This window comes from Rothia mucilaginosa (genome assembly GCF_001548235.1).
Classification (GTDB): domain Bacteria; phylum Actinomycetota; class Actinomycetes; order Actinomycetales; family Micrococcaceae; genus Rothia; species Rothia mucilaginosa_B.
On the sequence record NZ_AP014938.1, the window covers coordinates 1,537,877 to 1,561,326 of the forward strand.

General features: G+C 57.6%; 23 protein-coding genes. 19 read left to right on the forward strand and 4 right to left on the reverse strand.

Annotated elements, in window-relative coordinates; all coding sequences use genetic code 11:
* Window position 1: 1 nt before the first annotated feature.
* The 16 genes from rplO (at window position 2) to glmM (ending at window position 13,884) form a co-directional block, all read left to right on the forward strand.
* On the forward strand, window positions 2-448 hold the full coding sequence (rplO, locus tag RM6536_RS06040; RefSeq protein ID WP_005505008.1) for a 50S ribosomal protein L15: 447 nt from the start codon (window positions 2-4) through the stop codon (window positions 446-448).
* Window positions 449-729: 281 nt separating this feature from the next.
* Complete coding sequence (gene secY / locus RM6536_RS06045; protein WP_060824429.1) at window positions 730-2,037, forward strand: preprotein translocase subunit SecY; 1,308 nt, start codon at window positions 730-732, stop codon at window positions 2,035-2,037.
* On the forward strand, window positions 2,034-2,597 hold the full coding sequence (locus RM6536_RS06050) for an adenylate kinase (RefSeq protein ID WP_060824430.1): 564 nt from the start codon (window positions 2,034-2,036) through the stop codon (window positions 2,595-2,597). The genes secY and RM6536_RS06050 overlap by 4 nt, the downstream gene beginning before the upstream one ends.
* Window positions 2,598-2,717: 120 nt before the next feature.
* Entirely contained in the window at window positions 2,718-3,557 is an 840-nt protein-coding gene (gene map, locus RM6536_RS06055; protein ID WP_060824431.1) for a type I methionyl aminopeptidase, read from the forward strand.
* Window positions 3,558-3,681: 124 nt separating this feature from the next.
* The gene (gene rlmN / locus RM6536_RS06060) at window positions 3,682-4,896 is read left to right on the forward strand and encodes a 23S rRNA (adenine(2503)-C(2))-methyltransferase RlmN (RefSeq protein ID WP_060824432.1); all 1,215 of its coding nucleotides are present in this window, start codon (window positions 3,682-3,684) and stop codon (window positions 4,894-4,896) included.
* A gap of 286 nt (window positions 4,897-5,182) precedes the next feature.
* Complete coding sequence (gene infA / locus RM6536_RS06065; RefSeq protein ID WP_005505018.1) at window positions 5,183-5,404, forward strand: translation initiation factor IF-1; 222 nt, start codon at window positions 5,183-5,185, stop codon at window positions 5,402-5,404.
* Between the two features lie 124 nt (window positions 5,405-5,528).
* Window positions 5,529-5,642, forward strand: a complete 114-nt coding sequence (gene rpmJ, locus RM6536_RS06070; RefSeq protein ID WP_004005257.1) for a 50S ribosomal protein L36 — start codon at window positions 5,529-5,531, stop codon at window positions 5,640-5,642.
* A gap of 179 nt (window positions 5,643-5,821) precedes the next feature.
* On the forward strand, window positions 5,822-6,190 hold the full coding sequence (gene rpsM / locus RM6536_RS06075; RefSeq protein WP_005505026.1) for a 30S ribosomal protein S13: 369 nt from the start codon (window positions 5,822-5,824) through the stop codon (window positions 6,188-6,190).
* 68 nt (window positions 6,191-6,258) lie between these two features.
* Window positions 6,259-6,666, forward strand: a complete 408-nt coding sequence (gene rpsK / locus RM6536_RS06080) for a 30S ribosomal protein S11 (protein ID WP_005505028.1) — start codon at window positions 6,259-6,261, stop codon at window positions 6,664-6,666.
* A 138-nt stretch (window positions 6,667-6,804) separates the two neighbouring features.
* Window positions 6,805-7,797, forward strand: a complete 993-nt coding sequence (locus RM6536_RS06085) for a DNA-directed RNA polymerase subunit alpha (RefSeq protein ID WP_005505031.1) — start codon at window positions 6,805-6,807, stop codon at window positions 7,795-7,797.
* A gap of 105 nt (window positions 7,798-7,902) precedes the next feature.
* Window positions 7,903-8,565, forward strand: a complete 663-nt coding sequence (gene rplQ, locus RM6536_RS06090) for a 50S ribosomal protein L17 (RefSeq protein WP_060824433.1) — start codon at window positions 7,903-7,905, stop codon at window positions 8,563-8,565.
* Window positions 8,566-8,739: 174 nt separating this feature from the next.
* Window positions 8,740-9,705 carry a tRNA pseudouridine(38-40) synthase TruA gene (gene truA / locus RM6536_RS06095; protein ID WP_060824434.1) on the forward strand — a complete coding sequence of 322 codons (966 nt, stop codon included), beginning with the start codon at window positions 8,740-8,742 and terminating at the stop codon, window positions 9,703-9,705.
* Between the two features lie 364 nt (window positions 9,706-10,069).
* Window positions 10,070-10,513 carry a 50S ribosomal protein L13 gene (gene rplM / locus RM6536_RS06100; RefSeq protein WP_005505035.1) on the forward strand — a complete coding sequence of 148 codons (444 nt, stop codon included), beginning with the start codon at window positions 10,070-10,072 and terminating at the stop codon, window positions 10,511-10,513.
* 32 nt (window positions 10,514-10,545) lie between these two features.
* Window positions 10,546-11,037 carry a 30S ribosomal protein S9 gene (gene rpsI / locus RM6536_RS06105; RefSeq protein ID WP_060824435.1) on the forward strand — a complete coding sequence of 164 codons (492 nt, stop codon included), beginning with the start codon at window positions 10,546-10,548 and terminating at the stop codon, window positions 11,035-11,037.
* 178 nt (window positions 11,038-11,215) lie between these two features.
* The gene (gene ppk2 / locus RM6536_RS06110; RefSeq protein ID WP_060824436.1) at window positions 11,216-12,283 is read left to right on the forward strand and encodes a polyphosphate kinase 2; all 1,068 of its coding nucleotides are present in this window, start codon (window positions 11,216-11,218) and stop codon (window positions 12,281-12,283) included.
* A 242-nt stretch (window positions 12,284-12,525) separates the two neighbouring features.
* Window positions 12,526-13,884, forward strand: a complete 1,359-nt coding sequence (glmM, locus tag RM6536_RS06115; protein WP_060824437.1) for a phosphoglucosamine mutase — start codon at window positions 12,526-12,528, stop codon at window positions 13,882-13,884.
* A 167-nt stretch (window positions 13,885-14,051) separates the two neighbouring features.
* Here the strand turns inward: glmM and mscL are convergent, their stop codons facing one another.
* The 3 genes from mscL to coaA all read right to left on the reverse strand — a co-directional run bounded on the left by mscL (window position 14,052) and on the right by coaA (window position 16,779).
* Entirely contained in the window at window positions 14,052-14,435 is a 384-nt protein-coding gene (gene mscL, locus RM6536_RS06120; protein ID WP_060824895.1) for a large conductance mechanosensitive channel protein MscL, read from the reverse strand.
* A gap of 293 nt (window positions 14,436-14,728) precedes the next feature.
* Window positions 14,729-15,643, reverse strand: a complete 915-nt coding sequence (locus RM6536_RS06125) for a M15 family metallopeptidase (RefSeq protein ID WP_060824438.1) — start codon at window positions 15,641-15,643, stop codon at window positions 14,729-14,731.
* A gap of 179 nt (window positions 15,644-15,822) precedes the next feature.
* Window positions 15,823-16,779 carry a type I pantothenate kinase gene (gene coaA, locus RM6536_RS06130; protein ID WP_060824439.1) on the reverse strand — a complete coding sequence of 319 codons (957 nt, stop codon included), beginning with the start codon at window positions 16,777-16,779 and terminating at the stop codon, window positions 15,823-15,825.
* A gap of 183 nt (window positions 16,780-16,962) precedes the next feature.
* Between coaA and glmS the strand changes: the two genes are divergently transcribed.
* From glmS to RM6536_RS06145, 3 genes are all read left to right on the forward strand, one after another.
* Window positions 16,963-18,846, forward strand: a complete 1,884-nt coding sequence (gene glmS, locus RM6536_RS06135; protein WP_049338090.1) for a glutamine--fructose-6-phosphate transaminase (isomerizing) — start codon at window positions 16,963-16,965, stop codon at window positions 18,844-18,846.
* Between the two features lie 277 nt (window positions 18,847-19,123).
* Window positions 19,124-19,567: a holo-ACP synthase gene (locus RM6536_RS06140; RefSeq protein ID WP_060824440.1), complete on the forward strand. Its 444-nt coding sequence runs from the start codon at window positions 19,124-19,126 to the stop codon at window positions 19,565-19,567.
* Window positions 19,568-19,653: 86 nt separating this feature from the next.
* Complete coding sequence (locus RM6536_RS06145; RefSeq protein WP_060824441.1) at window positions 19,654-21,240, forward strand: bifunctional ADP-dependent NAD(P)H-hydrate dehydratase/NAD(P)H-hydrate epimerase; 1,587 nt, start codon at window positions 19,654-19,656, stop codon at window positions 21,238-21,240.
* A 241-nt stretch (window positions 21,241-21,481) separates the two neighbouring features.
* Here RM6536_RS06145 and RM6536_RS06150 read toward each other — a convergent pair whose 3' ends face one another.
* Window positions 21,482-22,963, reverse strand: coding sequence for a sugar transferase (locus RM6536_RS06150; protein WP_060824442.1), 1,482 nt, complete (start codon window positions 22,961-22,963; stop codon window positions 21,482-21,484).
* Window positions 22,964-23,450: the final 487 nt, after the last annotated feature.

The following is a 23,450-nucleotide window of genomic DNA, read 5'->3' on the forward strand; positions in this document are numbered from 1 at the left end:
GATGGCAGAAGCTATCAAGATTCACGATCTGCGCCCGGCACCGGGTGCCCACAAGGCAAAGACCCGCGTTGGCCGCGGTGAAGGCTCCAAGGGTAAGACCGCAGGTCGCGGTACCAAGGGTACCAAGGCACGTTACCAGGTTCGTGCAGGCTTCGAAGGCGGCCAGCTGCCGCTGCACATGCGCCTGCCGAAGCTGCGCGGCTTCAAGAACCCCTTCCGCACCGAGTACCAGGTTGTTAACCTGGACCGCATCCAGGAACTGTTCCCCAACGGTGGCGACGTCACCGTTGAGGCACTGGTTGCTAAGGGCGCCGTTCGCAAGAACGAGCTCGTGAAGGTTCTGGGCAACGGCGAAATCTCCGTCAAGGTGAACGTTGTTGTCGACAAGGCATCGGCTTCCGCTATCGAGAAGATCGAGGCCGCTGGCGGTTCTGTAACCGTTAAGTAGTCTTCAAGACGAGAAAGCCCCCGTCCGTACACTGTACGGCGGGGGCTTTTTGCTGCTCGAAAAGACTCACAACAGGGGAATATTCCTGTATTCGCATATTTGAACGCTTGGTGTGCGCCACATTTAGCGTCCAAAAATCACGCTAAGAGAATATAAAAGCTACATAATCTGCTAGGGAGTTATCGTTACCCGCTCTAAACACGATAGACTGGAAGATGTGTTTACTGCGCCCTAAAACTCTTTGAGAGGGATGGGCGCCCCATAGACTTACAGGAGGACATGTGCTGAGCGCATTCGGGCGAGTCGTCAAGACCGCCGATTTGCGGCGTAAGCTGCTGTTTACCCTGGCAATGATTGTGCTGTACCGCGTGGGCACTTTCATCCCCGCGCCAGGCGTTTCCTACGGAAATGTACAGCAGTGTCTGAAGGCCAATATTACGAGCGGTGGCGTCTACGATATCGTCAACCTCTTCAGCGGTGGCGCACTGCTGCAGCTTTCGATCTTTGCCCTCGGCGTGATGCCGTACATTACCGCGTCCATTATCATCCAGCTGCTGCGCGTGGTTATCCCGCGATTCCAGGAGCTGCACGATGAAGGCGCGCAGGGCCAGGCAAAGCTCACCCAGTACACCCGCTACCTGACCATCGCTCTTGCTCTGCTGAACGCAACCACCATCGTCTCGATGGCGCGCTCCGGTGTTCTGCTGGGTAACTGCCCCGGTATCATCCCTCAGGATGATGTACTGCACATCCTGCTGATTATCGTCACCCTGTGTGCAGGTACCACCGTCATCATGTGGATGGGTGAGCAGATTACCGAGCGTGGCGTCGGCAACGGCATGTCCCTGCTGATCTTCACCTCCATTGCTTCCTCCTTCCCGAGCGCTCTGGGCTCCATCCAGCGCACCCACGGTTGGGGTATCTTCGCAGCTGTCTGCGGTATTGGTCTGCTGGTCATGCTCGCCGTGGTCTACGTGGAACAGTCCGTTCGCCGTATCCCCGTGCAGTATGCAAAGCGCATGATTGGTCGACGCACCATTGGCGGCACCAGCACCTACATTCCGCTCAAGGTCAACATGGCCGGCGTGATCCCGCTGATCTTCGCCTCCTCCCTGCTGACCCTGCCCGGTCTGATTGCTCAGTTCAACACCCCGACCAACGGCTCCACCCCGCCGGACTGGGTTAACTGGATCAACGCATACCTGGTGCGCGGCGACCACCCGCTGTACATTGTTCTCTACTTCTTCATGATTATTGGCTTCGCGTACTTCTACGTGGCGGTCACCTTCGACCCGGTAGAGGTAGCGGACAATATGAAGAAGTACGGTGGCTTCATCCCCGGTATCCGTGCCGGTAAGCCCACCGAGCGTTACCTCAGCTACGTACTCAACCGAATTACGTTGCCTGGCGCACTTTACCTGGGTGTAATTTCCATGATTCCCCTGGTAGCGCTTATCCTATTCAACGCAAACCAGAATTTCCCGTTCGGCGGCGCCTCGCTGCTGATCGTGGTGGGTGTTGGTCTTGATACTCTCAAGCAGATCAACGCTCAGCTCCAACAACGAAACTACGAAGGACTGCTCCGATGAACCGTCTGCTCATCGTCGGCCCTCCCGGTGCCGGTAAGGGCACCCAGGCCGTCAAGATCGCTGAAGCGCTGAAGATTCCCGCGATTTCCACCGGTGATATCTTCCGCAAGAACATCAAGGAAGAGACCGAACTGGGCAAGGAAGCGAAGTCGTACATCGACTCCGGTAACCTGGTTCCCGACTCCGTCACCAACAACATGGTGCGCGCACGCCTGGCGGAAAGCGACGTCGTCAACGGCTTCCTGCTCGACGGCTACCCCCGCAACACTTCCCAGGTGCACGAGCTGGACTCCATCCTCGAAGCCAAGGGCGAGAAGATTGACCGCGTTCTCCTGCTGGTCGCAGACAACGATGAACTCGTCGAGCGTCTGCTCAACCGCGCAGCAGAGCAGGGTCGCACCGATGATAACGAAGAGGTCATCCGCCACCGCCTGAAGGTCTACGAAGAAGAGACCGCACCGCTGATTGCAATCTACCGCGAACGCGGCATCGTCAAGGAAGTTAACGGCCTCGGCGAGATTGCTGAAGTCACCGAGCGCATCCTCGACGCTCTGAAGTAATCTTCTGCTGTACCCCCGCAACTTGAGGTGCATGATGCATCACAAAGACTTGCGGGGGTACAGTGCTGTCTGTAGAGTTCTAAGCTTGGGCGTACCGCCCCACATACCTAAGGAGCCAGAATGGCACGAGTCGAAATTAAAACCAACGCACAGCTTCAGCAGATGGCTCGTGCAGGCGTCATTACCAGCCATGCACTTGATGCGGCAGTGGCGGCAGCGCGCCCCGGCGTAACCACCGCAGAGGTGAACGCCGCCTTTGAACGCACCCTACTGGAACTGGGCGGCACCTCCAACTTCTACGGCTACTACGACTACCCGGCAACCGTATGCACCTCCGTCAACCACGAGGTTGTTCACGGCATCCCCGGCGACTACGTGCTCAAGGACGGCGATATTCTCTCCATCGACGGTGGCGCATACGTCATCGACCCCGCTACCAACCGCCAGTGGCACGGTGACTCGGCGCGCACCGTACTGGTTGGTGACAACATAAGCGAAGCCCGCGCGGAGCTCTCCGCCGTCACCCGCGAGGCGATGTGGCACGGCATTGCCGCTCTGGCAACCGCAAAAAAGGTCGGCGAAATTGGTCTTGCCATCGAAGCGTACGTGACCGAAGAATACGGCGACAAGTACGGCATCATTGAAGACTACGTGGGCCACGGTATCGGTTCCCAGATGCACATGGCGCCGGACGTACTGAATTACGCAGTACGTGACATGGGCCCGAAGATCAAGCCCGGCATGGCTTTCGCTATCGAACCGATGCTCGTCACCGGTTCCATCGAGACCAAGGTACTCTCTGACGACTGGACCGTTGTGACCGTTGACGGTTCCGATGCATGCCAGTGGGAGCACTCCGTTGCTGTGCACAGCGAAGGCATCTGGGTTCTGACCGCAGAAGACGGCGGCGCAAGCGAACTTGCTCGCTTCGGCGTAACCCCGGTTCCGATCCCCGCCTAAGTCCCACCACTGGGGGAAGGGAACCCACCTTTAGCTGCCCCACCTCCACTCGAAGAAACCGGCGAATCCGGTCCGGTGCGTGATAGCGCATCCGAAAGCATCCACATCATAAGGAAGAAGCTCCATGAGCGAAACTCTCAACAGCGGCGAGGCATCCGCACCCGCTGCGACCAAGGTGCCGGTTGAAATCTCGAACGTTCGCCCCGCCCCCGGCCAGATTGCCCTGAAAGCACCGCGCCGTGCGAAGCCGCCCAAACACATCGCTGACTTCGACATGGCTGGTCGCCGCGAATTTCTGAAGGAACTGGGCTACCAGTCGTTCCGTGCGTCGCAGCTGTCAAAGCACTATTTTGAGCGTCTAGTCACTGACCCAGCCGAGATGACTGACCTGCCGGCTAAGGATCGCGAGCAGATGGTTGCTCAGGCGATGCCGCAGCTTCTGACTCCGGTCCGTACCCTCGAGGCTGACGGTGGTGACACCCTGAAGGTTGTGCACCGCCTCTTTGACGGTGCGCTCATTGAGTCCGTCATCATGCGCTATGACAACCGCGTGACCATGTGCATTTCTTCGCAGGCTGGCTGCGGAATGAACTGCCCCTTCTGCGCAACCGGTCAGCAGGGTTTGACCCGTAACCTTTCTACTGCAGAAATTGTGGAGCAGGTCGTAGCTGGTGCCCGCTACCTGAAGCAGATGAAGGGCCTGGAAGAAGCAGAAGGTGGCTCTGAGGATACTCGTCCGCTGCGTGTTTCCAACATTGTCTTCATGGGTATGGGCGAGGCGCTCGCTAACTACAAGGCAACCATGGGTGCTGTGCACCGTCTGATTGATCCTTCCCCCGAGGGCCTGGGTATTTCTGCTCGTGGCCTGACCATGTCAACCGTGGGCCTGGTGCCGGGTATTCGCAAGTTTGAGATGGAGAAGCTGCCCATTACTTTGGCTCTGTCTCTGCACGCTCCGGATGATGAACTGCGTGATGAACTGATTCCGATTAACCAGCGTTGGAAGGTTGATGAGACCCTGGACGCTGCGTACGACTACTACCGTACGACCGGCCGTCGCGTCTCCATCGAGTATGCGCTGATTCGCGATATTAACGATCAGGGCTGGCGTGCGGATCTGCTCGGTAAGAAGCTGGCGCAGCGCGGCCGTGGTTGGGTGCACGTGAACCCGATTCCGCTGAACCCGACCCCGGGTTCGAAGTGGACGGCATCCCGTAAGGGCGTTGAACAGAACTTTGTGGAGCGTCTGCGTGCTCACGGTATTCCGACGACTATTCGTGATACTCGCGGTTCCGATATTGATGGAGCATGCGGTCAGCTTGCCGCTAAGGAAGACTAAGCGGCTGAGCTTTGGTCGATAAACGGTGCCCCTTTCCTGCGGAAGGAAGTCCTTAAGACTTCCTGGAGCGTGGGGGAGGGGCTTCTTCCTTTTAAACCTTAAGTGCCTGATGTCATAAAAATCACGGTTGTTTTTCCACGGTCTTTGCCGTAGAGTTAACAGTTGGTTGTTTGTGCCAGTGTTAAGTGCGCCTTAAAACGCCCTAGCACCTCACCACGGTGAGCTCACAAACAGAAGATACATTTGCCCGCCGCACCTGCGACGGGCACCGACGTTAGCGGAGGATATGGCTAAGAAAGACGGCGTCATCGAGATTGAAGGCTCTGTGGTTGAAGCTCTGCCCAACGCGATGTTCCGTGTTGAGCTGGATAACGGCCACAAGGTTCTCGCACACATCTCGGGCAAGATGCGTCAGCACTACATTCGCATCCTGCCTGAGGACCGAGTAGTAGTGGAACTGAGCCCCTACGACCTTTCCCGAGGTCGTATCGTCTACCGTTACAAGTAAACCCGAGATAAACGTCGCCCCTGGCGGCGTTTAAATCGTGTTCAAAGGGATAACGCAGTTCCCCAACGTAAGTGAGGGAACCTCTTATCTCGCCAGTAATCAAGTTGCAATCAAAAGGAATGCGATGAAGGTCAAGCCGAGCGTTAAGCCGATCTGCGATAAGTGCAAGGTGATCCGCCGTCACGGTGTGGTCATGGTGATCTGCGAAAACCCGCGCCACAAGCAGCGCCAGGGCTAATCCCTAGCAGCTGACTTCATAGCCGCCCTGTAAGAGGGCGGAATTGTCATAGGCACCGCTCCGAAGCAACGCCAACGAGGCGCCTTCGGATACCTCCGGACTCAGAGGCCGGGGACCGGGTCAGAACAACCCGGGCAGTGATGCTATAGACCTCTGGAAAACAACAAGGAGAAGCCAGTATGGCACGTCTCGCTGGAGTTGATATTCCCCGCGAAAAGCGCGTGGAAGTTGCTCTCACTTACATCTACGGCGTGGGCAAGACCCGTGCACACGAAACCCTCGCTGCTACCGGCGTCAACCCTGACACCCGCGTCAAGGACCTGACCGACCAGGAGCTCGTGGCACTTCGTGACTTCATCGAAGGCAACTACAAGGTTGAAGGTGATCTTCGCCGCGAGGTTGCAGCTGACATCCGCCGTAAGGTTGAAATCGGTTCCTACCAGGGCCTGCGCCACCGCCGCGGCCTGCCGGTTCACGGTCAGCGCACCAAGACTAACGCACGTACCCGCAAGGGCCCGAAGCGTACCGTCGCAGGTAAGAAGAAGTAAGCAACGTTGCTCTGTTGGATATCTCTATCCGACCAACGTATTAGAAAACCTTTGTAGGAGAATCAAAAATGCCTCCCAAGACTCGCGCTGCGGCAGCTCGTAAGACCAACCGCCGCAAGGTTAGCAAGAACATCGTTGCTGGTCAGGCTCACATCAAGTCGACCTTCAACAACACCATCGTCTCCATCACCGATCCCACCGGTGCAGTGATCTCCTGGTCCTCCGCTGGCGACATGGGCTTCAAGGGCTCCCGTAAGTCCACCCCCTACGCCGCACAGCTGGCTGCTGAGGCTGCTGCAAACCGCGCCAAGGAGCACGGCGTCCGCAAGGTTGACGTGTTCGTCAAGGGCCCCGGTTCCGGTCGCGAAACCGCAATCCGCTCCCTGCAGGCTGCAGGCCTCGAGGTCGGTTCGATCCAGGACGTTACCCCCGTTGCACACAACGGTTGCCGTCCCCCGAAGCGCCGCCGCGTCTAATTAGGTTCCTGACCTAATCCCTCGACGGGTACGCTCCACGGAGTTGTGCCCGGAGAGTACAGACACCCGTCTGCTTCCTAAGATATGTTTTCCCCAACCTGTGGGCTCATATAGCGGAGCTCACCGAAAGGAAACAAAGTGCTTATTGCACAGCGCCCCACTCTGACTGAAGAGGTCGTAGCGCCCAACCGCTCGCGCTTCACCATCGAGCCTCTGGAGCCCGGTTTCGGCTACACCATGGGTAACTCCCTCCGCCGTACTCTGCTGTCCTCCATCCCCGGCGCCGCTGTTACTAGCGTCCGCATTGATGGTGTGCTGCACGAGTTCAGCACCGTTCCCGGCGTGACCGAGGACGTCACTGAGATCATCTTGAACATCAAGAAGCTCTCCATCTCTTCTGAGAACGACGAGCCCGTCGTGGCCTACCTGCGCAAGCAGGGCGAAGGTGAACTGACCGCAGGCGACATCGAGGTTCCCGCTGGCGTGGAGATCCACAACCCGGAACTGCACCTGGCAACCCTGAACGCCTCGGCAAACTTCAACGCTGAGCTGGTTATCGAGCGCGGTCGCGGCTACGTGACTGCAGCTCAGAACAAGGTCGGCGATGGCGAGATTGGCCGTATCCCGGTTGACTCCATCTACTCCCCGGTTCTGAAGGTTACCTTCAGCGTGAACGCGACCCGTGTTGAGCAGCGCACCGACTTCGACAGCCTGACCCTGGACGTCGAAACCAAGGAAGCCATCGCACCGCGTGACGCCGTTGCTTCTGCAGGCAGCACCCTGGTCGAGCTCTTCGGCCTGGCACGTGAGCTGAACATTGCAGCTGAGGGTATTGAAGTTGGCCCGTCGCCCGCCGACGAGTCCATGGCCGCTGATCTGGCACTGCCGATCGAGGACCTGAACATGTCCGTCCGCTCCTACAACTGCCTCAAGCGCGAGGGTATCCACACCGTGGGTGAGCTCGTGACCCGCAGTGAAGCTGACCTGATGGACATCCGTAACTTCGGTGCTAAGTCCATTGACGAGGTCAAGGCAAAGCTCATCGAGCTCGGCCTGGCCCTGAAGGACTCCCCTCCCGGTTTCGAGCCTGCTGCACGCCCGCTTGATGACGAAGACGGTTCCGGCGAATAATTTCGACCGAATAGTTCACCCGGTTCCACCGGGATCAGTCAAACTTGATTCCCTAAGAGGCTCCGCTGCTGGGGCGTTAGGGAACGCAACTATGGAGATTTAACTATGCCTACTCCCACTAAGGGTCCCCGCCTCGGCGGTTCCCCGACCCACGAGCGCCACATGCTCAACAACCTGTCGGCGCAGCTGTTCCAGCACAAGCGCATCACCACCACCCTGACCAAGGCAAAGCGCCTGCGTCCGGTGGCAGAGCGCTTCATCACCTTCGGTAAGAAGGGCGACCTGGCTGCTCGCCGTCGCGTGCTGCGTTCCATCACCGACAAGTCCGTCGTGCACGAGCTCTTCACCGTTATTGCTCCGGCAATGGCAGAGCGCCCCGGTGGTTACACCCGCATCATCAAGATCGGTAACCGTAAGGGTGACAACGCTCCCATGGCAGTCATCGAGCTCGTCATGGAGCCCGTTGCAACCAAGGGTGCAGTTGCTGAGGCAACCAAGGTTGCTGAGAAGGCAGCTGAGGCTCCCAAGGCTCCCAAGGCTGAAGCAGCTGAGGGCCTGCCCGCAGGTTCTCACGCACCCCTGGAGTCCGGCGAGGCTCCCGAGGGCTTCGAGGTTAAGGGTAACGCCGATTCCATGAAGTACCACGTGCCCGGTTCCCGCTGGTACTCCAGCACCAAGGCTGAAATCTGGTTCGACTCCGCTGAGTCGGCAGAGGCTGCAGGTTACGCCCCCGCAGGTGGCGCAGCAGCACAGAAGGTTTCCGAGTAATACGGATCCCAGCTGATTTAGGCTAAGCCTAAAATATGTCAATCCGCCGTCCACTGTTGTGGGCGGCGGATTGGTGTATCTGCATACTTAACGAGGAGACGGTTCTTTGCGCATTCGCTATACAAGAGCCGGCCCGTATTCTTCAACCGTCCTTTACCGCTGAAAGGTACACCAATGCATAACGCTACTGCTTTAGAGAACCGTGAAGCGCAGCCCTTCACTGCTACGCACCGCGTGCGTATTGATTGTGCCTACGACGGTTCTCTTTTTAGCGGGTGGGCTGCCCAACCGAACCTAGTTACCGTGCAGGGGGTCATTGAGAACGCCCTTGAACTGATTTTGCGGGCGCCTCACCGCGTGGTGGTCGCGGGCCGAACCGATGCCGGTGTGCATGCGGAAGCCCAGACCCTGCATTGCGATTTGAACGATGAGGATTGGACTCGCCTGCAAGGTCGAACGGGGGAGGACGACCCGACGGCTGCCCTGGGGCGCCGCCTCACCGGCGCTCTTCAGCGTTGTCTTTACGATGCGGAAGAGCAGTTGAACTTGCCGAAGAACGTTCGCGGTATTCTGCAGGGTGCTATTCAGATTCACCGCGTGAGCGAAGTTTCTTTTGAATTTGATGCGCGTTTCTCGGCTACCGGTCGCCGCTACGTATATCGCATTGCAGATGGCGCGGCGAACGGTCTTAATCCTCTGCACCGTACCTACACCTGGGCGGTACCTGAGCACCTGGATTGTGCTGATCTTAACCAGTCAGCGCAGCAGCTACTCGGTCTGCGTGATTTTCTCTCCTTCTGCAAGCCGCGTGAAGGCGCGACCACGATTCGTGAGCTGCGAGAACTTAGCTTCACTCGTACTGAAAGTGGCCTTATTGAGGTGCGTGTGGTGGCTGATGCCTTCTGTCATCACATGGTGCGTTCACTTGTGGGTGCGTTGGTGCTCTACGGCACGGGTAAACGTGACGCCGCCTGGTTGCGTGAGCGGATCGAGAACCCGGGACGCGAGGCTTCGCTGACTCTGGCGCCTCCGCATGCTCTGGCACTAGCTGAGATTTACTACCCTGCCCCGGAGTTGTATGGAGCGCAGGCGGAACGTGCTCGAGCAAAGCGCGAGGACCACGAAGCACAGAGCGCTTAACGCCCTGTGTATATTGAGCCCCGTCACGTTGCTCATGCGCCGTGAAGCGTCGCGGGGGAGTGCAACTACCTCAGGTGAATTACACGGATGGAATTTAAAATGTGTTTAAGGCAAAAAAGCCCTATTTTTAAGGCTTTGGCGGTGGATTAAGCACTCGACGTCCTGTATAGTCTTGATATGTTGTGCGTGTTCTACCCGAGCGCGCTCTAAATCGCTGTCTAGTTGCAGGACGTTAAGGCGATATAGAGTACGGGCAGAACGGGCGGCAGCTCGGTCCTCACCCGGGTGTTCGTCATGCACGTAAGTAAAAGGCGCGATACCCAACTAAGCGCCGTATGTACATTTCGAGACAAAGGCCAATATTTTGCGCACTTATACTCCCAAGCCCGGCGAAGTCGAGCGCCAGTGGCACGTCATTGACGCCACCGACGTTGTTCTCGGCCGCCTCGCAAGCCAGACCGCTATCCTGCTGCGCGGTAAGCACAAGCCGACTTTTGCTCCCCACGTTGACACCGGTGACTTCGTTATCATCGTGAACGCTGAGAAGGTCGCCCTGACCGGTGCAAAGCTCGAGCAGAAGCGTGCATACCGCCACTCGGGTTACCCCGGCGGTCTGAAGTCCGTGAACTACGCAGAGCTGCTTGAGACCAACCCCGTTCGCGCGGTTGAGAAGGCTGTCAAGGGCATGCTGCCCAAGAACAAGCTCGCTGCACAGCAGCTCAAGAAGCTGAAGGTCTACGCTGGCCCCGAGCACCCGCACGCGGCACAGCAGCCCAAGACCTACGAATTCAACCAGGTCGCCCAGTAATTCGGGCCTACGAAGAAACAATAGGAGAAATCGTGGCTCAGAACGAAGAGCAGATCGTAGTCGAGGAAGAGCTGACCAGCTACACCTCGGAGTCCGCTGCCCCCGCAGCGGCTAAGGCAGCACGTCCGGCACTGACCGTTGCAGGCGCAGCAGTTGGTCGCCGCAAGGAAGCAGTCGCACGCGTTCGCGTTGTGCCCGGTTCCGGTAACTGGACCATCAACGGTCGTACCCTGGAAGACTACTTCCCCAACAAGCTGCACCAGCAGGACGTCAACCAGCCCTTCAAGCTCCTGGAGCTCGAGGGTGCATACGACGTCATCGCACGCATCAACGGTGGTGGCCCCTCCGGTCAGGCAGGTGCTCTGCGCCTGGGTATCGCTCGTGCACTGAACGAGATCGACCGCGAGAACAACCGCCCCGCACTGAAGAAGGCTGGCTACCTGACCCGTGACGCACGCGTCATCGAGCGTAAGAAGGCTGGTCTTAAGAAGGCACGCAAGGCTTCGCAGTTCTCCAAGCGTTAATCGCTGGTTTTCTCGAAGCGTTACGCCCCGTCTCTCCCTAGGAGAGCGGGGCGTTTTGCGTATCTACTCACCGTGAGCGTTACAAGGTTATAGGGTGCATATAACTGTTACGTTTGTTCATCGAAGAGCACACCGGTAGAGTTAAAGGGTCAAAGCAGACAGGAAGAAAAGAGTACTCATGGCAGAGCAGAATCCCTCCACCCAGCCCGAAGAGAAGGCTGTGGAGGCTCCTCAGACTGAATCCCACCACCACGCCGCTGAAGGCGCACATGCACACACCGGTTCTGAGAAGAAACAAGCCATCAAGGAAGCCCTGAAGCCCCAGGCACGCCGCACCTCCGTTGTCGAAGACTACTCGGCAGAGCTGGACGAAATGGCTTCCCTCACCCGCGCCCTCGGCAAGGACAAGAAGGACGACGAAACCTCGCAGGCATGGAAGAAGGGTTACCCCTACGACACCAAGCTCAGCCGTAAGGCATACGAGAAGGAAAAGCGTGCCCTGCAGATTGAGCTGCTGAAGCTGCAGCTCTGGGCTAAGTCCACCGGTCAGAAGATCCTCATCATCTTCGAAGGCCGTGACGCAGCGGGTAAGGGTGGCTCCATTAAGCGCTTCACCGAGCACCTGAACCCCCGTGGCGCTCGCGTTGTCGCATTGGAGAAGCCGACCGATATCGAGCAGACCCAGTGGTACTTCCAGCGTTACATCAAGCACCTGCCCTCCGGCGGCGAAATCGTTCTGATGGACCGCTCCTGGTACAACCGTGCCGGTGTTGAGCGCGTTATGGGTTACTGCACCCAGGCACAGTACTTCGAGTTCATGCGTGAAGTTCCGGACCTGGAGCGCATGCTGGTGAACTCCGGTATCCACATCATCAAGTTCTGGTTCTCCGTCACCCGCGAAGAGCAGCTCGCACGCTTCACCTCCCGCCGTACCGACCCGGTTCGTCAGTGGAAGCTTTCCCCCACCGACCTGGCCTCCCTGGACAAGTGGGACGACTACACCGCGGCGAAGGAAGCAATGTTCTTCTACACCCACACCGGTGACGCTCCCTGGACCGTTATCAAGTCCAACGACAAGAAGCGCGCACGCCTGGAAGCAATGCGTTACGTGCTCACCCAGTTCGACTACCCCGCCAAGGATGAGGCAGTCGTGGGCGAGCTCGACTCGCTGATCGTCCGCTCCGCATCCGACGTCTTCGAGGACGAGTCCGGTGACTCTCCCGACGGCTTCCCGGTTGTCAAGTAAGCGTCGATAGATAGGGGAGAGTAAAAACTCAACCCTGCGGCGATATGGCTGCCAAACAGCTTGCGCTATGAAGGTGCCTGTCTCTCTTTTCCCAACCCGGGAACGGAGAGCAGGCACCTTAGCGCATTTACACGAACCTTAGTTATGAAGCAGATGTGTAGCCGCTGAAAATCACTTTCTGATTCTGAAGAATTTACGGTGTATGCGCCTAAGCAGAGTTACGCACAACGTAAAATAAAAGGGTGACTGAACGACTTTTTGGAACCGACGGCGTACGCGGTCTGGCAAACGATGTAATTACTCCCGCCCTGGCTATGGAGCTCGCGCAGGCGGCTTCTATTGTTCTGGGCTTTGACACGGTAGAAGAGGGTGTACGCCCCCGTGCCGTGATCGCAAATGACTCCCGCTCCTCTGCAGACTTCATTGTCTCTGCTATGAAGGCTGGCTTCGCTAGCGCAGGTGTTGACGTGCTGGATGCCGGTATCGTCCCCACCCCCGCGGCAGCTTACCTGGTGGCGCACACCGGTGCTGATTTCGGCGTGATGATTTCTGCATCGCACAACCCCGCAGCGGACAACGGTATTAAGTTCCTGGCTCGCGGCGGCCAGAAGCTGGAAGACTCCGTTGAGGACGCTATTGAGCGCGTCTACCGCGAGAAGTCCTTCCGCTACCCGACCGGTGGTGCTGTGGGTACCGTCAAGCCCCTGGAGGACGGTACCAAGGCTTACGTGAAGCACCTGGTCTCCACCCTTCCCGAAGGCAAGCCCCTTGTCGGCATGAAGATTGTTCTGGACTGCGCAAACGGTGCAGCCTACGCGGCATCCCCGGCAACCTTCGAGGCACTGGGTGCAGAGGTCATTGCACTGGCTGTAGAGCCCAACGGCACCAACATCAACGACGGCGTGGGCTCCACCCACCCGGAGAAGCTGCAGGCAGCTGTGGTTGAGCACGGCGCGGACCTCGGTATCGCCCACGACGGCGACTCCGACCGCTGCCAGGCAGTTGACGAAAAGGGCAACCTGGTAGACGGCGACCAGATCATGGCTATCCTGGCTGTTGCGGCTAAGCGCGAAGGTAAGCTCGCAAAGGACACCCTCGTCGCGACCGTGATGAGTAGCTTGGGTCTGGAACTGTACCTGCGCGAGCACGGCATCACCCTCGGCCGCACCGCTGTGGGCGACCGCTACGTCCTCGAGTCCATGCGCGAGCACGGCTACAATCTGGGCGGCGAGCAGTCCGGCCACGTCATCATGAGCGACTACGCAACCACCGGTGACGGCGTTCTGACCGGCATCCAGCTGGCTGCAGAGGTGGCACGAAGCGGCCAGACCCTCTCGGAGCTGGCATCCCGCATGCAGCCCACCCCGCAGCGCCTGATCAACGTCAAGGGCGTTGACCGTGCGGCTGTGAAGACCAACGAGGCGCTCGCTACCGCTGTGAGCGAGGCTGAGGGCGTACTGGGTGAGAGCGGCCGCGTGCTGTTGCGTGCATCCGGTACCGAGCCTCTGGTTCGCGTGATGGTTGAAGCTGCAACCCAGGAGCAGGCTGACGAGGTTGCTCAGCAGCTGGCTGACGTTGTGGCTAAGGAACTGGCACTCTAAACGTATTCTTCCCTAACGGAGGATCGAGAAAGGGCTGGGAAGGTGTAGAGATACCTTCCCAGCCCTTCTACGTTATCTTGAGTGGGCGCAGGGGGGAGAGGATACGGAAAACCCCCGCATCCACAGGGGATACGGGGGTTGAAAGTTAGTGGTAGAGAGCAGAGAAATTACTTCTTTGCCAGAGCGTCGCGAATCTCCTTGAGGAGTGCGATCTCGGTCTCTTCCTCTTCTTCAGCAGCCTCGTCTTCAGCCTTCTTCTTAGCCAGTGCGATTTCAGTCAGCTTCTGAGTGGGGACAACAACTGCGAAGTACACAGCAGCTGCAATCAGGATGAAGTTAACGACGGCAGTCAGGAATACGCCGACCTTGATCTGGTCAAAGACCAGGAACTCGTCGAAGTTGGGGGACTTAACCAGCATCGAGATAGCGGGCATCAGGACGGACTGGACAAGTGCGGTCACCACAGCGGTGAAGGCGGTACCCATGATCAGACCAACTGCGAGGTCGATGACGTTACCGCGGATCAGAAAATCTTTAAAACCCTTAAGCATGAGATATAGAATAGCGCCTTTTAGGTGTTCAAAAAGCAGTATCTTGAGAAAATTTTCGTTGTAAAGCATGTGTTTTTCTTCACGGCAGTTCTATGGTGTCCAATACTTAAGGTCTAGGTCACATAAAGTATGAGTAAGAATCTCTGAAACCTGCGAAAAACCGCGGATTTACGGGGTGTGTACGCGAAAAAATATGCATCTGCTGTGCCTATTTATTTCCGGTGCGGAACCTAGAAATACGACACACATCACCAATTGGCGCACCCGGCAAAGCCGAAAGATTAGCTCAGAGCCTAGTTCGCACTTGCATAATCGGGTGCCGCACCCGTACCGATAAACTCCTCAAAAGTCTTCGCACCCGAAGACACATACTCCTGAGCAATCTGCACACCCACATAGCGGTAATGCCACGGCTCAAAACGATAACCGGTCACCGACTGACGACCATCAGGGAAGCGCAAAATATATCCGTAACGCGGAGCATTCTTCGCCAACCACTGGCCAGCCAGTGTATCGCGGTAACACTCCTCCAAACGGCAACCCTCAGGAGAAGCAAAATCAATCGCCAAACCCGTCTGATGCTCCGAATAGCCGGGACGAGCCGACAACTGGTCCGCCACCTGCTGACCGTTCACCGAAACCCAATACTGATAGGTCTGCTGCTGCACCGCATACGAACGATACGCGCTAGAAACAAGCAGAGTCACGCCATCAGTAGCGGCTGCATCAATCATCGTATCCGCCGCCTTCGCCGCCTCAGCACGCAATTGATGACCGTAGAACTCCACCAGGTCACTCGGCTCCCAATCCTGCTGCGCAAAGGGGCGCATCTTATTCACGAGGCAACGCAACGAGTCCGGCTGAGACTCAACACTGGGCTGAGCAAGAGCCAGCGGGGAAGAAGAGGCGCTCGCAGAAGCCGAAGCACTTGCAGAGGCGCTGGTAGCAGAAACAACAGGGGAGGGCGCGGTAGAAGAAGCCGCCGCAGTGGAAGAGGCACTAGACGAAGCCGCCGAAGCCGCCGCAGACTCAGAAGCAGAAGCGCTCGCTGCAGAAGATGAAGAAGACGCCCCCCGGCCCTGCGAGCCACAAGCTGCCAATAGCGCAGTGCCACCAACACCCAAAGCGGCACCCAAGAGAGTGCGGCGGTTCACCACAGAACTATCAAAAGGCTCCTGAACGGTAGACGTACGGTGCAGAGACTTCACAATAACTCCTCATCACGGTGTAGGTTCATACAAAAGTAGGTGCATACAAAAAGTGCCGGAGACCTAAAACCCACCCCGAAAGGGGAATGGAGCCTCCGGCACCTTCTACTAGAATGCACCACAAACGAGCTACACGGGTGACTGAAAGCCGCACACGAACAATAAAAACCTAAAAGCCTCTAATTCTTACGCAGAAGAACCTGCTCCACGGTATGCTCGGGACCCTTCTGCAGAATCAAATGCGCACGAGCACGAGTCGGCAAAACATTCTGCAACAGATTCGGCTCATTCACACTCTTCCAAATGCCGGTCGCCACCTCAACCGCCTGCTCATCGCTCAACTCCGCATAACGCTTGAAATACGACTCCGGATTCGCAAAAGCCGAAGAACGCAGAGTCAAGAAACGATTCACATACCAGCGCTCAATATCCTCAGTGCGGGCATCCACATAAATAGAGAAATCAAAGAAATCACTCAGCGTCAGATCAGAAGTCTCCGGACCCTCAGCCTGAGAAGGCGCCAAAACATTCAAACCCTCAAGAATCAGCACATCCGGTGCGGTGACCTCAATATGCTCATCCGGCATGATGTCGTAATACAGGTGCGAATACTTCGGTGCGACCACACGCTCGGCACCGGACTTCACCTGCGACACAAAATTCAACAGAGCACGGCGATCATAGGACTCCGGGAAACCCTTACGGTGCATAATGCCGCGACGCTGAAGCTCCGCGTTCGGGTACAAGAAACCATCCGTAGTCACCAGCTGAACATTAGGAGTAGACGGCCAACGACTCAAAAGAGCCTGCAAAATACGCGCCGTCGTCGACTTACCCACCGCAACAGAACCCGCCACACCAATAATGAACGGCACGCGGCGCTGAGACACATGCAGAAAATCATTCGTCATATGGTTCAACGAAGAAGCAGCAGTCACATACAGATTCAGAAGACGAGAAACCGGCAGATAAATACGCTGCACCTCTTCAAGGTCGACAGTCTCACCCAGACCTCGAAGAGACTCAATTTCCTCAGCACTGAGGGGAACAGAAATCTCATCGGCTAGGTGCGACCAACGGGAACGGTCAAGATGCATGAAGCGGTCATCGCCAGAAATATACGGTGCGGTGCTCATTTATCTAAGTGTACGAACTTTCAGCCCGCGGGGAAAATACCCGCCCCACGGTTTGTTTCGAGAAATAAATGTATGAGAAGAAAAGGGTAAAACCTGAAAAAGCTAGGAAAGCCACATTAAACGTGACGTATAACTGTATTTCACCGTGCGCATATTCGGATACTTGTGGGATAAACTTATAGCATGTGTGGAATCGTAGGATATGTAGGTCTGGACACTGCTCCGGACGGTAACAAGTTTGACCACAACGCATACGATGTGGTCCTCGAAGGTCTGCGCCGCCAGGAATACCGCGGCTATGACTCTGCTGGCGTGGCACTCGTATGCCCCGACGGCATCGTATTCCGTAAGAAGGCAGGCAAGCTCCTGAACCTCGAAAACGAGGTCAAGGAACACCCCCTGCCGGACTCTCAGATTGGTATCGGTCACACCCGTTGGGCAACCCACGGTGGACCCACCGACAACAACGCTCACCCCCACGTTGTCGACAACGGCCGCCTCGCCGTCGTACACAACGGTATTATCGAAAACTTCGCAGAACTGCGTGCCGAACTGCTCGCCGAAGGTGTAGAGTTCGCATCTCAGACCGACACCGAGGTAGCTGCAGCAACCATCGCAAGCATTTACAACAAGCTCGGTACCGGTGACCTCACCGAGGCAGTACGCGTTGCATCCAACCGCCTGGAAGGTGCGTTCACCATCCTGGCTATCCATGCCGACCACCCGGACCGCGTTGTGGCAACCCGCCGCAACTCCCCGCTGGTCATCGGCCTGGGCGAGAACGAGAACTTCCTCGGTTCGGACGTTTCCGCGTTCATTGACTACACCAAGGAAGCCGTCGAGATGGGTCAGGACCAGATCGTGACCATCACCGGCACCGACTACTCCATCATCGACTTCGAAGGCAACCCCGCAGAGGGCAAGCCCTTCCACATCGAATGGGACGCAGCGGCAGCTGAAAAGGGCGGCTACAACTCCTTCATGGAGAAGGAAATCCACGAGCAGCCCGCAGCGGTAGAACAGACCCTCATGGGCCGCCTGGATGAGAACGGCAACCTTACCCTCGACGAGCTGAACATCGACGATTCGGTGTTGCGCTCGATCGACAAGATCATCGTCGTCGCATGTGGTACCGCAGCATACGCAGGCCAGGTGGCGCGCTACGCCATCGAGCACTGGTGCCGCATCCCCACCGAGGTTGAGCTCGCACACGAGTTCCGCTACCGCGACCCCATCGTGAACGAGAAGACCCTCATCGTGGCACTCTCGCAGTCCGGTGAAACCATGGACACCCTGATGGCAGTGCGCCACGCACGCGAACAGGGCGCAAAGGTTATCTCCATCTGCAACACCCACGGCTCGACCCTGCCCCGCGAATCCGACGCTGCGCTGTACACCCACGCAGGCCCCGAAATCGCAGTGGCATCCACCAAGGCATTCCTGGCACAGATCACCGCAGCATACCTGCTCGGCCTGTACCTGGCACAGCTACGCGGCAACAAGTACAAGGACGAAATCGCTTCGATCCTCGCCGAGCTGCAGAACATGCCCGCAAAGATTCAGAAGGTCATCGACAACGACACCCAGGTCAAGGAACTGGGCGTCGAAATGAAGGATGCCTCCTCCGTGATCTTCCTCGGCCGCCACGTGGGCTTCCCCGTAGCAATGGAAGGCGCACTCAAGCTCAAGGAAATCACCTACATCCACGCTGAAGGCTTCGCAGCAGGCGAGCTCAAGCACGGCCCCATCGCACTGATCGATGAAGGCCAGCCGGTCATCGTAGTGGTTCCCTCCGCAAACGGTCGCGACTCCCTGCACGGCAAGGTCGTCTCCAACATTCAGGAAGTGCGCGCTCGCGGCGCCTTCACCATCGTCATCGCCGAGGAAGGCGACGAGGCCGTCAAGCCCTACGCAGACCGCCTCATCACCGTCCCGGCATGCCCCTCGCTGTTGCAGCCCCTGCTGGCAACCGTGCCCCTGCAGATTTTCGCATGCGCACTGGCAGAAGCTAAGGGCCTGGACGTTGACCAGCCGCGTAACCTTGCAAAGTCCGTGACCGTGGAGTAAATCTTTGGGGTAATCCTCTAGAGTAATCCTCGGAAATCGCCTCGCGATAACGAAAGGGCGGTGGTTGAGTTCTTAGAGAACTCAACCACCGCCCTTGTCGTTTAACCGGGCGGTTATTCGTGGATTAACCGACAAAAATAGACGCTGTGAAACAGGTATCAACCATGCGTCATATTTGACGCTATCCCACCTAAAAGAAGCGAATCTCGCTAGACTTAAAACAAGAGAAACCGCAAACAGGACGCGGTCACCACCCCTAACGTAAAAGGTGTAGCTCATGATCATGGGAATCGGCGTAGATACCGTCAACATTGAACGATTCGAACGAATCGTCACCGAAACACCCGCCTTCGTCCGCCGCGTCTTCACCCCCAACGAACGCACCCGAAACGTACGCTCCCAAGCCGTACGATTTGCCGCCAAAGAAGCCGTCGCAAAAGTACTTGGAGCACCCGCCGGACTCAACTGGCAAGACTGTGAAGTCGCTACTGCCGAAAGCGGCCAGCCCTACCTCATCATTCAGGGCACCATCGCCCGCCGAGCCAAAGAACTCGGCATCAACCGCATCCACCTCTCGCTGACCCACGACGAACCCATGGCTATCGCCATCGCAACCGCCGAATACCTCAGCGACGCAGAACTGGCGCACCTGCAAAAGTTCAACCCCGAAAGCTACCGACTCAGCGTCATCGCCGGCGACGATACCCCCGACGAAAACTAACGTCACGACGAAAACTAACGCAGAGCCACATCAACACCACAACCGGTCACCATAAGGCCCGCACGGTGCCACCCAAGGAGACAGCAATGAAGCTCATCTACACTGCTTCCCAGGTACGCGAAGCAGAAAAGCCCTACATCGAAGCCGCCGACTACGACGGCTACCTCATGCAACGCGCCGCAGACGCCGTCGCAGCCGAAGCGCAGGAACTGCTCCACGGCAAAGACACAGCAAAAATCCTGCTGCTCATCGGTCCGGGCAACAATGGTGCAGACACCATCTACGCCGGCGCCCGCCTCAGCGCCAAGGGGCACCGCGTTGACGCAGTCATCTTCGACCCCAGCGAAAAGAACCTCGAACTCATCGCCCGCGAAGGCGGCGAAGGCACCCGCGTACTCGACCCCGAACACACCCTCGAACAGCTTGCCGGCTACGACCTGACCATCGACGGCATCCTCGGAACCGGCTCCAGTGGCGCCGTACGCGGTAACGCCGGCGAATACCTGGGCGTACTCCGAGCCGCACAGCTCGATGGTAAGCTCGGCGTAGTCCTCGCCGTCGACACCCCCTCCGGAGTCGACAACAACCGCGGAACCGTGCACGAACCCTCCCTGCGCGCCGACCGCACCGTCACCTTCATCGGTCACAAGCTACCGGCAGGCACCAGCCACAGCGTCCGCTCCGGAGACATCAAACTCTATGACCTGGGCGTGCCCGAAGCCCTCGACGCCCACAAGCCCGCCCTGCGCGTTCTCGAACGCGAAGACTACCGCGAACTCATCGAAATCCCCGACGAGCACTCCCACAAGTACACCCGCGGCGTACTCGGCATGCTCACCGGCAGCCTCGAATACCCCGGCGCGGCTCTCATGAGTGTGCGTGCAGCCCTCAACACCGGCGTTGGCATGGTTCGCTTCGGTGCTAACTCCCACGAGTTGCGCCAGCTCATGATCGCCCACAACCCCGAAACCGTCTACTTCAGCGGCGCACCCGCTCTGCAGAGGGTCACCGTGTGGGCCGGCGGCTCCGGCTCTAGCTACGACTCGCTGGACAAGAACCGCTACCTGCTCCACTCGCCCGAACCCGCCATCCTTGACGCAGGTGCCTGCGACCTGGCGGCAGAATACATGGCAACCGGTAGGCACCTCGGACCCCACAAGATTCTCACCCCGCACGCGGCAGAACTCGAACGATTCCTGCGCATCGTACACGAGCTCGCCCCCGAAACCTGGAAGAAGCACCTGGGCGACGCCATCGTACCCAGCCGCAAGGACATTGACGCAGAGCCCTTCCGCTGGGTGCGTGCCGCCTCCGAACTCTCCGGCGCCACCGTCATGCTCAAGGGCGGTTACACGCTCATCGCGGCACCCAATGGCGCCACCTACAGCGTCGCCGGAGGAAGCCCCTGGCTCGCCACCGCAGGCAGCGGAGACACCCTCACCGGCATCTACGGTGCACTGCTCGCCCAGACCGTAGCCGCCTTCGAAGCCCGCGGAGAAGCCCTGGAAGGCTGCACCTTTGCCTCTATCGGTGCGCTCGCAGTCTACCTGCACGGCGAAGCCGCACGCGCCAGCGCCACCGGAAGCGTCAAGGACGCGCTGCTGGGCCCCGCCCCGGCAACCCGCGTCGCGGAGATGCTCCCCGAAGTCATTGCGCGACTCATCGCCGAATAGGGCAGAGGCGCCCAGTACGCCGCCTCCAGCCTAACGCCCTCCAGAGATTCTAGAGCCTCTCTCAAAGAACCAGGCAGAAGGCACAAAGGAAGGGGCGTGAATCCACCGGAAATGGATTCACGCCCCTTCTGCGCGTTTATATCAATGGATGATGCCAAGCTGCCTGTGCCGGAGCAGCGTCTTCAAAGGAACAGCGTCTTCAAAACGGCATACATACCAGCGGGAGAAACCCCAACTCTTCTTAGTACGCGCCTTCCTTAGCGAAAACAGCACGGACAGTACGCAGAAGAATAATCAGGTCACCGGTAAGCGACCAGTTCTCAACATAGTAGAGATCCAGACGAACCGACTCTTCCCACGAAAGGTCACTACGGCCCGAAACCTGCCACAGACCGGTAATACCCGGCTTCACCAGCAGGCGGCGGTACGCAATGTCCTCGTACTGCTCAACTTCCTCAACCAGCGGAGGACGCGGACCCACCAGCGACATATCGCCAATGAACACGTTCCACAGCTGAGGCAACTCATCAATCGAGTACTTACGGATGAACTTACCAACCGGGGTAATACGCGGGTCATCCTTCATCTTGAAGAGCACACCATTACCCTCGTTCTGCGCCATGAGGCGCTTCTTAACCTCTTCGGCGTCAGTACGCATCGAACGGAACTTCACCATCTTGAACATTTCACCGTTCAGACCCACACGGTTCTGCAGGAAGAAGACCGGACCGCCATCACGCTTGACCAGCAGCGCCACCACCAGGAACAGCGGAGACAGCAGAATCAAACCCAGACCCGAAGACACAACATCCATAGCGCGCTTGAAGAACGCCGACAGACCGGTAATACGCGGAGTCGACACGTGCACCAGCGGCAGACCATTCAGCGGCTGCATGTGCATACGCGGACCAGCAATATCGGTCGTCGCGGGAGCCATAATCAACGAAATATGCGCATCAGCAAGCTTCCAACCCAGCAGGCGAACCTGATCCGGGCTCAAGTGGTGACCATTCGTCACAGCAACCATGTGAATATCGTTCTCGCGGATGGCTTCCATAATGTCAGCCGGAGAAGTGCTGTAACCAAGCACCGGAATCGGTGCGCCAGCAACAGTAGTACCGGGAGTGAAACCGGGCAGGTAGAACGCAGCGGGGGACAGGCCGGAAGCAACCACACCCTCCAGGTTCTTGTACAGGTGCTGACCGGTCGTCACATCAGAAATAATCATGACGCGAGTCAACGCGCGACCACGAGTACGCGAACGCACCAAGCCCTGACGAATCAGCCAACGCTCAACGAGCAGAAGGAACAGACCCAGCGGGTAAGCAATCAGCAGGTACATGCGGGTGACGTCGACCTTAAGGAAGAACGCCACAATAATCAGCAAGCAGAAGAAATAGGTGCTACCGCGAGTAATGAGGCGGTACTCCTCGTTGCCGAAACCCATGATGCGCAGGCTACGGGAGCCGTTCACCTGGAGGATAAACCACCAGCCGACGACCATGCCGGCACCCAGGAAGATGTAATCAATAGCGGGAATACGGCCATCCAGGGCGTTAATAGGCCAAACGTTCACATAGGGCAGGTCAGCATTCTCCCACCCGAAACGAATCAGATGCGCAGCGACGACCGCAATAACAATGGCGAGAAGGTCGCCACAATAAAGGGCGCGCTGAACCTTGGGATGCCAGCTTCGCTTGACGACGAAGTCTGAACCCCACATTTTTTTAAGACGATCTTGTACTTTCAACGGTGTAATCTTCCCCGGAAATTTGTCCTGTGTCGTGGACTGAGAGCGGCGAATAGGCACATTTACCCCTAATTATCGGTGAATAGGGAATCGTGTCCTAGTCATTGTTATGAATGAATGAGTGAACCAATAATCTCGCTGAGTGAATAGTGGCAGAGACTACGGTAAAGGCGCTGGTAAGACGCCTAGTGGAGCGTTAGATGAGCGCACAGCGCGCATAAACGTGTTCCGTAAACTATTCTACGGGGTCGGGGGGTCTTCAGTCTCGAAGAATGAAGACGCAAAGTCGCTCCAGTGTGATGAAATCAATCACAGAAAAAAGAAGAAAAAGGGCCTTCGGGAAGAATGCCTAGTGGAGCTAAGAAACCCCAAAACCATCAGCATGTTTCACGCACTTGCAGGAAAACAATAACCGACAGATAAAAGACAAACCCCGAAGACCCCAAACCCTAAACACAGG

Coding starts and splice junctions, on each gene's coding strand:
- infA (WP_005505018.1), top strand. CDS start 5,183: ATGGCTAAGAAAGACGGCGTCATCGAGATTGAAGGCTCTGTGGTTGAA.
- RM6536_RS06150 (WP_060824442.1), bottom strand. CDS start 22,963: ATGTGGGGTTCAGACTTCGTCGTCAAGCGAAGCTGGCATCCCAAGGTT.
- truA (WP_060824434.1), top strand. CDS start 8,740: ATGCATAACGCTACTGCTTTAGAGAACCGTGAAGCGCAGCCCTTCACT.
- RM6536_RS06050 (WP_060824430.1), top strand. CDS start 2,034: ATGAACCGTCTGCTCATCGTCGGCCCTCCCGGTGCCGGTAAGGGCACC.
- rplO (WP_005505008.1), top strand. CDS start 2: ATGGCAGAAGCTATCAAGATTCACGATCTGCGCCCGGCACCGGGTGCC.
- map (WP_060824431.1), top strand. CDS start 2,718: ATGGCACGAGTCGAAATTAAAACCAACGCACAGCTTCAGCAGATGGCT.
- glmS (WP_049338090.1), top strand. CDS start 16,963: ATGTGTGGAATCGTAGGATATGTAGGTCTGGACACTGCTCCGGACGGT.
- mscL (WP_060824895.1), bottom strand. CDS start 14,435: ATGCTTAAGGGTTTTAAAGATTTTCTGATCCGCGGTAACGTCATCGAC.
- rplQ (WP_060824433.1), top strand. CDS start 7,903: ATGCCTACTCCCACTAAGGGTCCCCGCCTCGGCGGTTCCCCGACCCAC.
- rpsK (WP_005505028.1), top strand. CDS start 6,259: ATGCCTCCCAAGACTCGCGCTGCGGCAGCTCGTAAGACCAACCGCCGC.
- rpmJ (WP_004005257.1), top strand. CDS start 5,529: ATGAAGGTCAAGCCGAGCGTTAAGCCGATCTGCGATAAGTGCAAGGTG.
- RM6536_RS06145 (WP_060824441.1), top strand. CDS start 19,654: ATGAAGCTCATCTACACTGCTTCCCAGGTACGCGAAGCAGAAAAGCCC.
- ppk2 (WP_060824436.1), top strand. CDS start 11,216: ATGGCAGAGCAGAATCCCTCCACCCAGCCCGAAGAGAAGGCTGTGGAG.
- coaA (WP_060824439.1), bottom strand. CDS start 16,779: ATGAGCACCGCACCGTATATTTCTGGCGATGACCGCTTCATGCATCTT.
- RM6536_RS06140 (WP_060824440.1), top strand. CDS start 19,124: ATGATCATGGGAATCGGCGTAGATACCGTCAACATTGAACGATTCGAA.
- rpsM (WP_005505026.1), top strand. CDS start 5,822: ATGGCACGTCTCGCTGGAGTTGATATTCCCCGCGAAAAGCGCGTGGAA.
- rlmN (WP_060824432.1), top strand. CDS start 3,682: ATGAGCGAAACTCTCAACAGCGGCGAGGCATCCGCACCCGCTGCGACC.